Below are 12,482 nucleotides of genomic sequence, written 5' to 3'. Positions count from 1 at the left end.
GCATTCTACCGAATACCATGCGCAACATACAAAAATTAACTCTATCCAATTCGTCTCTGATTATTAAGTAGTCGATACTGGCGTTTGAAATGATTCGACGGAATAATTTTCATCCTCTAAATGATAACGGCTCAACATACCTTGTTGTTGTTGCGCGATAACAGCGACACGTTCAGCTTCATCGACAAGCGTATCAAGCTGGTGATTATTTTGTTGGGCACGACTTGCAACCTGCTCCAAATTTTGGGCAACATGTTGTGACGCTCGTTCTTGTTGTTGTGTCGCGACTGCAATCGTCACCATTTGTTGATTGATATCTGAAATAGTATTTTTGATCAAATTTATAGCTTGTTGCACATCACTGCTACGTTCAATAGACGACATCATTTCTTTACGACTCACCAACATCGCTTCATTGACGTCATCTGCCGCTTTATGAAGCGAGGCTATCGTATTACGGATAGACTCTGTTTGTTGATTCGTTTCACTTGCCAATTGACGAACTTCATCTGCAACAACAGCAAAGCCACGTCCTTGTTCTCCAGCTCTTGCTGCTTCGATGGCTGCATTTAAAGCCAGTAAGTTAGTGTTATTCGCGATAGAACTAATAAGCTCAACCACTTCTGTAATTTCTTTTACGTAATTATCTAACTCTTGCATTCGCTTTTCATTAATTGCGAATTGCTCTTCTAGCGCTAATAAGCCTTGGGTACTGCACTCAATGATCCCGACACCATTTAATGCCAGTTGCTGAGCTTTTTGCGCTTGTTTTTCTGACTCAGAGCTACTTTGCGATATCTCTCGAATAGATCCTTCAAGTTGTGTCATCGATGTTGTTACAACAGCCAATTCTTCACTTTGATTTTGTAGTGCAACACGGGAAGTTGTGGAAGCACGCATACTTAATTCAGCCGCACTGGTTAACTCATTACTGTTAGTAATTAACTGTTGTAGTGATTCTCTATCGTGATCGCACAAATCATTGAGCACTTCTGCTAACTGAGCAAATTCATTTGCAGCACTTGTATTTGCCTTAACCGTTAAGTTTCCTTCACTAATTTTATTCACAACATCAGTAATATGTTCAATCGACTTTTTCACTACCCGGCTTATCCACGATCCTGCAAGTACTGAAATAATTAAACCAATGATGCTAAAAATAAGGAACATTTGTCGCGCTTCATTGCTTGCATGTGTAAAACCATTTTCACCGTTTTTAATTAAGCCATGTGATTGCTGGGTGATCACTTGGAGTAAATCCATAATCAAACTTGTTTGGTGTTTAACTTCGGTATATTTAATGCTTTGTTCTTCATCGAGTTTCAATACATTTAAATAACGTTCAATATACCCTTGTTCGGCAAACAACTTTTTTACCATTTCAAAAGGCACTGTGAGGCTTGAAAAATCATTTATCGCATCGTTTTCACGCACCAGTTCACCCCAAGCATATTTCATCCCTGATAAGTTCGTACGTTTAAGATCTTTTACTATTAATCTTGCTTTAACTAAATCAGGTTCTGTTACTAACAACATCAAGTTACCGCTTAACTCAACAGCATGATTTAAAAAGTTAGTGACATTACTCATCGCATACTCGTTATCAGAATATAACGTTATACCGACACGGCTCATTTCTGAACGTACAGATGAAACCGCATAGTTCATCGTTGAACGCTCAGTTGATAGCTTTTCTTTATTTAAAATAATTTCTTTTTGAATAGAATAAATATCAAATGCTAGCTGGTTAATAGACTCAACTTCAGACAAGTATTTTTCTGCATATTGTTTTAACCACTTTATATTATAATTTGTTGCTAATACTTCTAACTCTTTACCTGCATTTTCACCTTGGCTATGCATATTCTTATAAATAGCAAATGTTTGATTCAGTGACTGTTCATTATCACTCATTAACATATCACTTAAACTTTGTTCTACTTCTAATGCACTTGTCACAATGGTGGCATTTTTTAATGATACAGGAACCGCTTGGTTGCTTAATACATCAAACTCTCGGGTCATGTTATTTAAGCCATTATTACCTGAAAAAGAAAGCACAACACTGATTGTTACTAGTATTGCTAAAACAAACTGAATCCTTAAAACAACTGATAATTTTTTTGCGCGATGTACTTGCTTCATGAACCTATCCTCAGAACATTGTTAAGAGAGAAAAGCAATAAGCAAAATGCTAACTACCAATTATTAATTTTATGAATACTCTCTATGGAGCATTAAGGTAATAATTTTTTGTTAAAGAAATATTTCAATTGCTTTATTTGTTAACATTATTATTTGCAAGGATAATCGACATAAATTAAATTACACTTAACTAATATTCCATATGGGGATTTATTTAGGCATTCATTTGAATAGATATAGAATAAAGTTAAAATAAAATGGGATATTAAATACTTCATTCCTTTTATGCATTCACTAAATAGATTAACTACATTAAAATTTATTAATATATTTTTGAAATTGCTGAGTCAAATAAGTTTTTCACTAAACTAATAAAATCTTCTAGGAAACTAATTTGCATATCAGAAGCTTCACATAACCAAATTCCTTCAAGAACTTGATTGAGGTCAGCAAGAACAGCATCGGCTTCTTGCATTAACTGAAAACGAACGTCTTGCTCAATATCAGGATTTTGCGAAAAGACTGTCATCAATTGCGTTGCAATTAAATCAGTAACAACATCTTCGATAGTGATGCTATTTGCAGATACAGATAAACCTTCAAACAAGGTTAAACTTGACGCTAAATATTCAACTAAAGCTTCATATCCTTCTGTATTTACAACCAGATTTTCCACAATACTATCCATATATAATCAGCAAAATTTTATATACTGTACTATTTATTTTTTCATTAACCAATGTTTCTATTGAATTCATTGATATTTTTTACATTTGTCGCTAGTGAGATAAATCTACCATCAGCTTGCATTATTGTCGTTTGATTTCGTCCTTTATTCTTAGATTCATACAGAGCAGAATCTGTTTGTTCTATCCATGATTCATAGCTGGTAATACCGGGATGTAACTGGCAAACACCTAAACTTATAGTGACATTAATTGTCTTACCATCGACAACAACATTCTCCTTTTCAACTTTTTTACGTAATCTTTCAGTAAAGTAGCTGGTCATATCAGCCGTTGTTCCCGGTAGGATCACACCAAACTCTTCCCCCCCATAACGCCCAGCTATATCACTTTGACGTTTGGCTTTTCGAACAATATCGGCCATAGTTTTAATTACTGTATCACCAGCAACATGACCATAAGTATCATTAACCTTTTTAAAATGATCGATATCAAACATAACTAAAGTCATCGGTTGATGCATTTGCTGATAGTGTTCAAATTCTTCAACTAAACAATTCTCCCAGTGCCCACGATTATACAACTGGGTTAATCGATCAGTTATACTTAGATGCGTTAATTGCTCGTTTGACTCCCTGAGGTGATTTTTATTTTTTGCTATGTCCGTTACATCTGTAATCGTTAAACAAATATGAGTATATTCACCAGTCAAAGACTTCAAAGGCGTTAATGTCATGTTTTGATACATGAAATCAGCGCCTCCAGAAATTGGACTGAAATTACTAAATTTAAATACCCAAGGCCTATCTTCCCATACGGAAAAAGATCGCATTCGTAATTTAAATGTTGAAGATATCTTATTTTTTAGCCAATTCTCAGGTAAATTATCTACGACATCAAATAAAGGCTTACCCATTATTTGATCAGTTGATATACCGCTATATGCCTGCATAAATGTATTCCATGCATATACATTATAATCTTTATCCAATATCACAATCCCTGCATCCAAATGGTCAAGGACTTGCATGGTTAAATGAAAATCAGCTAATGAAATATCACTCAATTTAATGTTTCCATAATCTGATGAATAACTTTAGTGGAGTGGCTATCCATCATAAATAGCACTTCACATTCAAGATCCAGTGTTTCAGCTTTATATACGTATTCCACGGTAAAATAATCACTATCTTCATACTCTTTATGGCTCAAATTCATATATTCTTCCAAAATGATTGGTTGCCGAACTGAGAATGGAATACTTATTTGTTCTGATAAAGCAACGAGAAAAGAAGAAACCATGATGTTACTAATATCAATAACAACTTCATTTTTATCTTTATTTGTTTGGCTAAAACCCAATTTTTCGCCAAATAAAAGTATATCTTTACCACGTAAATCAACTAAAGCTTCACCATGAATACCACCACCTACAAACCGTTGAGCAATTGCAATTGATTGATGATCACTTCGAATATCAGCAATTGTCATAGCAAGATCGCTACTTTGCATTGTTGCGACATACGGCAATGGCATTTTAATAAACTCACCAAGATGGTCTGAAATAATTGCAGCACCACGACCGAGTGAGATATTTGCGATCTCCCTAAAACCCTCAATATAATCTATAGATAAAACATTTTCATTCGCGGCTTTATTTGTTAACTCCGTGATGTGTAAGTCCAATAATAATTGTTTGAGCTTTTTCTTTTCAAATGGCTTTGACAAAAAATAATCGGCGCCAAGCATCAAACAACGTCTTGCTGCTTCTTTTTGAACATCAGCAGAAATAATAACGATCGTAGGCTTATAAGCGAGGGCCGGAAGCCGTTTTAATACTTCAAAACCATGCATTATAGGCATAGTAAGATCTAAAAAAACGACATCAATATTATTTTTAGCTATTTTATCAAGACCATCACTACCATTTTCAGCATAATATAAATTTATGTCATAGCTATCCTTCAACAAACGCGTCATTGATTTATGGACTAGCGGTGAATCATCACAAATAAGTATATTTTTAGCCATAACAATAGATTAAGATATTTTTAACATTAATAAAAATATCTTAAAGATATTGCTACAAATATCTATCGTTTGCTTATGAAATTTAGTTGATAAGTGACACTGGTCGAATTTTTGACTTTGGTTCCAAAAATTACATTACAAGAGAGTGATAAGTTTATCGATGATATTCGTATAACTTTCGATTTATACTCGTTTAGTAATGTTGTCGTTGTATAAATAACTATAATTTCGCGGTATTCTAATGCTGTCCATTGGGATGTATGAAAATAAATTAACGCTATATTAATTATGTAAGGTTTGTCAGTATGAAGGTTATTCGCTGGATTCTCGGGCGTATTATTCTTGTTTTAAATTTTATTTTTTCTCCTCGCGGGATAAAACGGTCTTCCGAGCAGCAACATGAGATCAACAAATCAGTCGCTCAACTCAAGCTATATCAATTTGATGCTTGCCCATTTTGTGTAAAGGTACGTCGTGAAGCTAAACGTCTGAGCTTACCGTTAGAAACACGTGATGCAAAAGTATCACTTTGGGAACAAGAATTAATCGAACAAGGAGGTAAGCGTAAAGTGCCTTGTTTACGCATTGAAAAAGCAGACGGTGTTGAATGGATGTATGAGTCTAGCGATATTATTGCCTATCTTCAAAAACGTTTTAATAGCTAGGTTACAGAGTTAAAACTCCCCCAAATAACCTTTCAATAACAACGACTAAAGTTCCCTCTTTTGATGCCGATAAACATCTTGTTATTGTTTATTGGCATCTTCTCCACTTCTAAAGTAACTATTTAGTGGCTGCCTTCAACATCTTGATACAACAGGACGTACAATGAGAAAATTAAAAACCGTCACTACTGATGATATTCTATTAAAACTATGCCAATCTCTTTCCGATGTCTTGTCTAAAGCAACGGAAACTGACGTTTCCTATTCTGCTATGGTACAAAAAATTAATAAAACAAGTTTAAAACCTGATATTGGTTGCTTTGTTCTATTCGATGGCGGTTTTACTGGTTTAGTTGTTACAAACTTTACCAGCCAAGCAGCAATGGAGCTTTATAAAGAATATATGCTACGTATGGGGATTTCTGAAGATGAACTCGCCATACATCATACATCTGATGAGGTTGCGAATATTCTTGGTGAATTAATGAATCAAGTTGTTGGAGATTTTACGGGTAAGATCGGACGTGAGTTAAAAGTCTCAATTACTCAAAACCAACCAAAGATGTTAGCACTCAACAAACAAATCTTATTATCTGTTGATACCAACTTAGATCGTCCTCAAGCTCGACGTGTTAGCTTTACTACCGCTAAAAACAACATTTTCTATCTTGAACTTGCTATGGATAAAACTGAATTTATCCAATTGGAAGAATTTGAACAAGATACCCAAGACACAGACAGCATTTTTGAGTCTGCTAAGCTTGAAAAACAGAAAGAAAATGCTAAAAATCAACTTTTAAAAGATATTAATGACCAAGATATATTTGACCAGCTAGGCATTTAATCCAAAAATATTCAATAAATATTAAAAAGGCAATACAATACTCTCACGTGTTGCCTTTTATCGAAATAAATATCGACATGAGATGTTAGTCACATTCTATATCTATTTCTTCACCTAACTACTCTTTTCTCCTTCTGTTTAATTTACAAAATACACTTTTAAGTTTACCTTCTCTGCGAAATTATTTGATGAGAATGCTGTAATGTCACACAAGCGTATTACTAGTTTTGAATCTGGGCGACTTATTGCTTTACTCGCAATTATCGGCTTACACAGTCAAGTATTTATGAAGACACCGTTGATTTTCGGAGAGCCAATTATTGGGATGTTCTTAAATCAAATGAGTCGTTTTGCTGTGCCGTTATTTTTCATTATTTCGGGTTATTTTTATTACCCCAAATTAGTCGCCAGCACGTCAAAAGATGATGTTTTAGCAAAGTACGCAAAGCCACTTATCATTATGTGGCTAAGTTGGAGTGTAGTTTTTCTAATAATCCCTTTTAATTTTTCGATACTTCTTAGTGACGGTTACTTTGCCGAACGCAGTAATCACTGGAATAATTTACTAGCAAATCCACTAAATACTTTGTTTGAAGGCTCTCTTGTACACTTGTGGTACATACCCGCTCTAATTTGCGCGATAGGTATCATAACGTTGTTACATAAATTTAGCCTTGATAACCTATTATTACCTATTGGTTTTATATTGTTCATTTACGGTTGTGCTGCGGGCAGTTATGTTCCAATTACCAATTTAGAAGCACCAATCTTAACCCGTAACGGTCCCTTTTTTAGTACGTTATTTGTTGTATTAGGCTATGAAATACATCGTCGCCAGATAACATTGAACACCAAGCTAAGCCTTATTATTGCTAGTATTGGTTTTGCTGTATTTTTAATTGAGGCAAATTACCTCTATTTTTTCGCTAATGGTGCCTTTTACCATGATTTCTTATTGAGTTCACCGGTATGGGCTGTAGGGATTTTCTTATTTCTTCAAGAAAAGTCTAACTTTGGAGAGCAGTTAAAGCCAACAGCATTTAGTAAAGATATTTTGGGTATATACCTCTGTCACTTACTTATTGTTATTTACTTTTTTAATTTGGTTTTCATGCTTAATATCAACCCGATATTATCCAGCTTTTTAGCACTACCTTTTGCTTTTATTATTTCATTCCTCTTAGTGAAGCTATTAAGAAAGCTCCCTTTTGGGTATCTATTAGTTCGCTAACAACAAGAAAAAAGCCCTCTCGTTTACACTTGAGGGCTTTGTTCTTTAATATGTTTTTATTTTACTGCTGCATCAAAAACTAGTTTGCCTAATCGATACAATCGTTGAGCTTGCTCTGTATAACCAATACTACCACCATCAATTCTACGACGATTTAGCTGGGTGTTGATGCCCTCTTGATACACCTCTTGAATCTTCTCTTGCAGCACATCTAAGTTATAGGTCAGTTTTTCACTACTAACCGATAATGGAATGATGCTGTCACTTTTCATCAAGTTTTGGTTGTAGTTAACGGCTTCTAAAATGATGCTCCCTTTATCCGTTTGGATATCATTCAAATCATAAGGAGGTAACCACTCATCAATAGGCTTTAGCTTATCAACCTGATTAACAAGAACGATAATCTTTGGTCCTTTACGATGCTGATTTTTCGGTTCAGTATAAAATTCTTCAATCATTTGTTTTAACGTAATATCAGCTTGGCGCGATGATTGATTCGCTTTAAGTACCCACAACACCACATCACTTTGCGTGACTTGTTTTAGCAGCATTTGATTAATACTTTCAGTACCATCAATACCTGGCAGATCAATTAAATTAATCACATCGGTTCCTTCAACTTCACAACGATATGTTGTTGCTTTATCTGTTGAAGGTAAAGCACTAATTTCTGCCGACATCTCCCCTAGTAAACCATTAACAACCGATGATTTACCCGCACTAATTTGTCCTATTACTGCAACACGTAGTGGTTCAATAGGAACCGCTCCTGCCTGTTGATCTTTTTCATGCATTTTACTGTGCGGAACGGAAGCATCATCAAGTTTAAAGTGACCGCTATAAAGGTCGATAGCGACAGACGCGACTTCTTGAAGCAAAGTCGCTTTTAGTTTGGTTTGCACTTCTAGACTGACATCATCAAACAGTTTACCTAAAACTAATCCACGCGCCTCTGCTAACCATCCTGTTGGGGTTGCGATACGAAATAATCGATAGACATCATAGGCAGATTTCGCATAGCCGACTTTATCCTTTAACTGATAACCTTGCTGAAGGCTTTTTAAGGCTATTTTCTCAGCAAATGGCACATGCTCTTGTAAAAAATACCGATAACGGCGACTCACTTCTTCCACCATAAGTAAAAACTCGGGAGCAGAAAATGACAGGCGTTGGGCTGATTTACCTTTATTAAAACGATCCGCTACTTCTGCAACTATGACGTAAGCATGAGCTTGTAATGACTCCCATTCAGGTGAATCACTCAGTTGTTTTTGAATGATTAATGTTACTTCTTGCCACACTTGATTTTCATGTGCTCCCCATTGTGGGTTACCTTCCACATGCAACGGGGCTAAATCATCACTGATCGCCTCACTCACCACTTTTTTACGGCGAATAAGCCAATAAGGGACAAAAACAATCAAACACGATATTGCAATTAAAGCGAAAAAAAGTATCCATTGTCCATTATTAATTAAAGTAACAATACCAAAACCTGATAACACGATAATTGGCAATAATATAGCAACAGCCACCAGCGGGATAAAACCATCTGATAGTTGACTAATGAGTTGATAACTCTTATTTAAGCGTTTCATCGCTATCCTTACTATCAACGTTATTTTGATTAACTTGCTGTTCGGCCACTTTTTTAACTGATTTGAACGCTTGTTGATACGTTGTCTTTAATAACTCTTTCGATACGGTTTCTCCTTTACTCCGGTGGTAAAGGTACATAGCGGCTGCACGACCGATCGCATAAGAAGATGAAAAACTCATTGCGGCAGCCGTCGCACTACCGACAGTTTGCCCGTAAGCGGGAATAAACTTCACTAACTGATTAACGCTTAACTTGGAGATATAATGCAATAAGAAACCAGATCCAAGCATACTAATGAATTCTGCATAGTCCTTCTTATTCCACGTTACACCATATTGATTGGCAAGGCTGTGTAACATTTTTCCTTGAATCGCAGGAACCGTCAATAAGCCAATAGCCGGAATAGCATCACTCGCGCCTGCTGCACCCGCATACCATAAGACTTCTTTACGTAATCGCTCGAAGTTTTGCTCTTCTCTATTACTGTGTGCCTGTTTATTTGAAAGCAAGCTCAACATAGGCAGCGTTTCACAAAGCACAGCATTTAAGATATCTAAGCCGATATACTGTTGATCATCAGGGATAAAATCAACACCAATTGGCTGATAAGTATTTAGTTGCTCGTCCGTATTTTTCGCCTGCCATACGGACTCTTTAATATCCCATACTTCCATAACTCGCTGATGATTATAGAAAATGGCTCGCTCGCGCTCTTGGCTATCAGTCAGGCTATTAATTGCCGTGTGAACAACTAATAAATGTTTAATTTTTCCTGAACGCTTAATAGTTTTTAACGCGTCAAGAACTGATGATTGTTCTGGTTCTTCAGCTTTCATGATAACGATCAGTGCATGGCTTTTACCACTACACATCGTTATGTCCTCAGAAGGATCATAATTAGCTTCTGCCAAACCACGCGTGTCTAGAAAACGGACTAATGGGCTATCTGTTGGATGTTGGTAAACTTCTGCAGTACGTGTACACGGTTGAAAACCATTACCGATCTCAACCGCACTACTGCCTGTAATGGCTTGAATAACCGTCGATTTACCCGCACCGGTTTTACCTAAAAGCCATAATGTTGGAATATGCTTTTGCCATTCATCGAATGCAGGCTCAAGCTCTGAATTAACCGTCGGATTAATATAATCATAAACTTTCTTGAATAAACGATTCATTGTTTATAAATACTCAATAACGTTCAAAAACAACGACTATCGCTTTTATCAAACGATAGTTAACTACTTATCTCGACCTAAATGCTTACTGCCACTAGAGCTGACTAAACTCGATACTACGATTGCCATATAAAATACACCGACAATAGCTTCTAAATATGCGAAGACTTTCGCAATCGGAGTAACCGGTAAAATATCGCCATAACCTAATGTCGTTAAAGTAACAAAACTAAAATACGCCGCATCAGAGAAATTTTCATGCCATGGTCCTGAATTGATACCATGAATTGAATCGGGAAAAACACGGATAAGGATCAAATATGCAATCGCCCACATTAAGCCGAGCAATAAAAATAATGCCATAGAGCCAATGATCTTATTGGTATTTATTGAGCCAGTGAACAAGATCTGACGCATAATAGATTTAAACGTACCAAAGAAGAAAACAAACATTAGCGATAGCATAATAATTTCAATTTCTTCAATACCTAAAAGGATTCTAGCTATCATTGCCATAATCCAGAATCCGACCAAAGATGTTAAAAAACGAAACCATGATCTATCAAAACGTAAACTTAATAAGCAGACAACAAACGTAACGACAGTAAAGACTTCTAACGCATATTGAACAAAGCCATGGGGGATCACTTTCTCGAGTGATGCACTAATTAATAAGCTTATTAAAGCTATCGTCAGAAAAAAGAAATTATTCTGCGAGTTAATCTGTTCTATCTTTTTTTGTAACACAGCGTTCTATCCTCCATGCAATGAACGACCTGGTTAGACTTTTCGTGCTAATCGATGATGCGCTTTAGCAAAATGGCCTGAACAAAAAGCTCCAATAATTGAAAGCTCACCTGCTAAACATAATGCCGCACACACTTCTGCTAATGCTTGCGATTGGCCACTTCCGTATAAACCTAATAACTCTAAACACGCTTTTTGACTCGGAAGGTGTGTTCCTCCACCTACAGTTCCTATCATTAAATTTGGTAATGTTACAGATACACAGAGACCATCTTGTTGATTTAGTTCCATTCGCGTTATGCCAACAGAAGATTCCGCCACACATGCAGCATCTTGCCCACAAGCAATATAGAATGCAGCAAGTGCGTTTGCATAATGTGCATTAACACCGATAGTACCGCTTAATGCACCTCCAACTGTGGTCATTTTACCAAAGTCGACCATTTTCTCTGGGGTAGTATGAAGATATTTCTTCACTAGCTCACGGCTTAAATGTACTTCAGCAGTCACTTTCTTCCCGCGAACTGAACGCAACGTTTGTGCCGTTGCTTTTTTATCACCGGATAAATTACAGTCTAAGAAGGCCTCAACAGGTTTAATCGGCGTATTAGCAAGAATATATTCAAAAACGGCATTGGTTGATATCGTCACCATGTTTTGACCAGATGCGTCACCGGTTAGATATTCAAAGACTAAGTAAACATGATTACCTTCCATGCTCAAATTAATGTCTGATAGCTTACCGTAGCGCGTGGTTGATTCTGCAATCGTTTTAAAAGTATCGTATTGTGTTGTGACCCAAGTAATAAATTTACTCGCCTGCACAAGTGAGTCAAACGCAAAGCCTGGTGCTCGTGTTACGCCTTCATTTAACAATATCGCACTTGCTCCCCCCGCTTCACTGATCAGTAAAGCCCCACGATGATAGGATGCAACTAATGCCGCTTCTGTTGTTGCTAATGGCACAAAATACTCACCGCTAGCAAATAGGCCATTCACTTTTAAAGGCCCTGCAACGCCCAGCGGCAACTTTACTGAGCCAATAAAGTTTTCTATGTTCTTTTCGTAGCAATGCTGTTGTTGCTGGGTTTCGGTATCGTACAAAACAGTTTGAGAGTTAATGTTATTCAAGACTTCCCAGCGTTTGGCTATAATACGATCACTGACATATGGGTTACGTGGTAACTTTTTTGTTAGTGGTGCTACAATAGGATCAAGACGTTGATGTAATTGCGAAGAAGAAAGCTGACCTAACATGGAGGTCACATAATCCGGACGATGTAAGTTAAGTTTTGGCATGAATACAACACATTACTAAATGGAAGCGTATTATATCGCTAAACGCACCATTAACT

General features: G+C 36.4%; 11 protein-coding genes. 3 read left to right on the top strand and 8 right to left on the bottom strand.

What is annotated here, in order from left to right; genetic code table 11:
* Positions 1-63 precede the first annotated feature (63 nt).
* The 4 genes from SKA34_RS10815 to SKA34_RS10800 all read right to left on the bottom strand — a co-directional run bounded on the left by SKA34_RS10815 (position 64) and on the right by SKA34_RS10800 (position 4,862).
* Positions 64-2,145, bottom strand: coding sequence for a methyl-accepting chemotaxis protein (locus tag SKA34_RS10815; protein ID WP_006645572.1), 2,082 nt, complete (start codon positions 2,143-2,145; stop codon positions 64-66).
* Between the two features lie 322 nt (positions 2,146-2,467).
* On the bottom strand, positions 2,468-2,812 hold the full coding sequence (locus SKA34_RS10810) for a DUF3802 family protein (RefSeq protein ID WP_039860401.1): 345 nt from the start codon (positions 2,810-2,812) through the stop codon (positions 2,468-2,470).
* A gap of 65 nt (positions 2,813-2,877) precedes the next feature.
* Positions 2,878-3,897 (bottom strand): diguanylate cyclase, encoded by a 1,020-nt coding sequence (locus SKA34_RS10805; protein WP_006645570.1) that lies wholly within the window; start codon positions 3,895-3,897, stop codon positions 2,878-2,880.
* A complete protein-coding gene (locus SKA34_RS10800) occupies positions 3,894-4,862 on the bottom strand; it encodes a response regulator (RefSeq protein ID WP_006645569.1) in 969 nt (322 codons plus the stop codon). The genes SKA34_RS10805 and SKA34_RS10800 overlap by 4 nt, the downstream gene beginning before the upstream one ends.
* 305 nt (positions 4,863-5,167) lie before the next feature.
* Between SKA34_RS10800 and SKA34_RS10795 the strand changes: the two genes are divergently transcribed.
* The 3 genes from SKA34_RS10795 (at position 5,168) to SKA34_RS10785 (ending at position 7,602) form a co-directional block, all read left to right on the top strand.
* Entirely contained in the window at positions 5,168-5,527 is a 360-nt protein-coding gene (locus SKA34_RS10795; protein ID WP_006645568.1) for a glutathione S-transferase N-terminal domain-containing protein, read from the top strand.
* A 163-nt stretch (positions 5,528-5,690) separates the two neighbouring features.
* Complete coding sequence (locus SKA34_RS10790; protein WP_006645567.1) at positions 5,691-6,371, top strand: DUF3334 family protein; 681 nt, start codon at positions 5,691-5,693, stop codon at positions 6,369-6,371.
* Positions 6,372-6,573: 202 nt separating this feature from the next.
* Complete coding sequence (locus tag SKA34_RS10785) at positions 6,574-7,602, top strand: acyltransferase (protein ID WP_006645566.1); 1,029 nt, start codon at positions 6,574-6,576, stop codon at positions 7,600-7,602.
* Positions 7,603-7,658: 56 nt separating this feature from the next.
* On the opposite strand, the gene SKA34_RS10780 is transcribed toward SKA34_RS10785, so the two are convergent.
* From SKA34_RS10780 to SKA34_RS10765, 4 genes are all read right to left on the bottom strand, one after another.
* Positions 7,659-9,200, bottom strand: coding sequence for a GTPase family protein (locus SKA34_RS10780; RefSeq protein ID WP_006645565.1), 1,542 nt, complete (start codon positions 9,198-9,200; stop codon positions 7,659-7,661).
* Positions 9,184-10,380 carry a YcjF family protein gene (locus SKA34_RS10775; protein ID WP_006645564.1) on the bottom strand — a complete coding sequence of 399 codons (1,197 nt, stop codon included), beginning with the start codon at positions 10,378-10,380 and terminating at the stop codon, positions 9,184-9,186. The genes SKA34_RS10780 and SKA34_RS10775 overlap by 17 nt, the downstream gene beginning before the upstream one ends.
* 63 nt (positions 10,381-10,443) lie before the next feature.
* A complete protein-coding gene (locus SKA34_RS10770) occupies positions 10,444-11,127 on the bottom strand; it encodes a potassium channel family protein (RefSeq protein WP_006645563.1) in 684 nt (227 codons plus the stop codon).
* A gap of 33 nt (positions 11,128-11,160) precedes the next feature.
* Entirely contained in the window at positions 11,161-12,426 is a 1,266-nt protein-coding gene (locus tag SKA34_RS10765; protein WP_006645562.1) for a hydroxymethylglutaryl-CoA reductase, read from the bottom strand.
* Positions 12,427-12,482: the final 56 nt, after the last annotated feature.

Origin of the sequence: Photobacterium sp. SKA34, assembly GCF_000153325.1 — a bacterium.
Taxonomy (GTDB): domain Bacteria; phylum Pseudomonadota; class Gammaproteobacteria; order Enterobacterales; family Vibrionaceae; genus Photobacterium.
Note: the sequence above shows the minus strand (reverse complement) of the source record. Positions and strands in the feature narration are given on the sequence as shown.

Bases quoted from the DNA above. Each gene is read 5' to 3' on its own strand.
- SKA34_RS10815 (WP_006645572.1), bottom strand. From the start codon at position 2,145: ATGAAGCAAGTACATCGCGCAAAAAAATTATCAGTTGTTTTAAGGATT.
- SKA34_RS10800 (WP_006645569.1), bottom strand. From the start codon at position 4,862: ATGGCTAAAAATATACTTATTTGTGATGATTCACCGCTAGTCCATAAA.
- SKA34_RS10795 (WP_006645568.1), top strand. From the start codon at position 5,168: ATGAAGGTTATTCGCTGGATTCTCGGGCGTATTATTCTTGTTTTAAAT.
- SKA34_RS10790 (WP_006645567.1), top strand. From the start codon at position 5,691: ATGAGAAAATTAAAAACCGTCACTACTGATGATATTCTATTAAAACTA.
- SKA34_RS10785 (WP_006645566.1), top strand. From the start codon at position 6,574: ATGTCACACAAGCGTATTACTAGTTTTGAATCTGGGCGACTTATTGCT.
- SKA34_RS10780 (WP_006645565.1), bottom strand. From the start codon at position 9,200: ATGAAACGCTTAAATAAGAGTTATCAACTCATTAGTCAACTATCAGAT.
- SKA34_RS10775 (WP_006645564.1), bottom strand. From the start codon at position 10,380: ATGAATCGTTTATTCAAGAAAGTTTATGATTATATTAATCCGACGGTT.
- SKA34_RS10765 (WP_006645562.1), bottom strand. From the start codon at position 12,426: ATGCCAAAACTTAACTTACATCGTCCGGATTATGTGACCTCCATGTTA.